This window comes from Ruegeria sp. BG11, assembly GCF_056538565.1.
This window is the reverse complement of the sequence record NZ_JBQFTH010000046.1, coordinates 1-1,012: the sequence shown is the minus strand read 5'-3', so window position 1 is coordinate 1,012 and position 1,012 is coordinate 1. Positions and strand designations below refer to the sequence as shown.

The 1,012-nt window shown below is 55.4% G+C and carries 1 protein-coding gene; it reads left to right on the top strand.

Annotated features, from left to right (window positions below):
- On the top strand, positions 1-1,012 hold a 1,012-nt coding region (locus tag ACR0JF_RS23295), incomplete at both ends, for a cysteine desulfurase (protein WP_480670114.1).

The following is a 1,012-nucleotide window of genomic DNA, read 5'->3' as shown; positions in this document are numbered from 1 at the left end:
CTTTAACCTATCTGGACAATGGCGCCTCGGCTCAAAAACCGCAGGTCGTTATTGACGCTGTGACGCGCGCTTATGCCGAGGAATATTCGAACGTCCATCGCGGCTTGCATTACCTGTCCAATCTTGCAACCGAGAAGTACGAATCCGTGCGCGGCACCATTGCCCGCTTTCTTGGTGCTTCGAATGAGGACGAGATCGTTCTGAACTCGGGTACGACCGAAGGGATCAACCTTGTTGCTTATGGCTGGGCAATGCCGCGACTTGAAGCCGGGGACGAGATCGTTCTGAGCGTCATGGAGCATCACGCCAATATCGTACCCTGGCATTTTCTGCGCGAACGGCAGGGCGTTGTTCTTAAATGGGTGGATGTGGACTCTGACGGTGGGCTGGACCCTCAGGCCGTGATTGATGCAATTGGCCCCAAGACCAAGCTGGTTGCCGTAACCCAGTGTTCAAATGTGCTGGGCACGGTCGTAGATGTCAAAGCCATCACCGAAGGTGCCCATGCCAAAGGTGTTCCGGTTCTGGTGGACGGCAGCCAGGGCGCGGTCCATATGCCGGTGAATGTGGAAGAGATCGGCTGTGATTTTTACGCGATCACCGGTCACAAGCTGTATGGCCCGTCCGGGTCAGGCGCGATTTACATCAAATCCGAACGTATGGCCGAAATGCGCCCCTTTATCGGCGGCGGTGACATGATAAAAGAGGTCAGCAAGGAACAGGTCATCTACAACGACCCTCCAATGAAGTTCGAGGCCGGTACACCCGGTATCGTTCAGACGATCGGTCTGGGTGTAGCACTGGATTATATGATGGATCTGGGTATGGCGAACATCGCGGCCCATGAATCAAGCCTGCGCGACTATGCCATGCAGCGCTTGAACGGTCTCAACTGGTTGCAGGTTCAGGGCACACGTCCCGACAAGGCGGCCATTTTCAGTTTTACACTGGACGGAGCAGGCCATGCGCATGATGTGTCTCCCATCCTGGACAAAAAAGGCGTGGCTGTTCG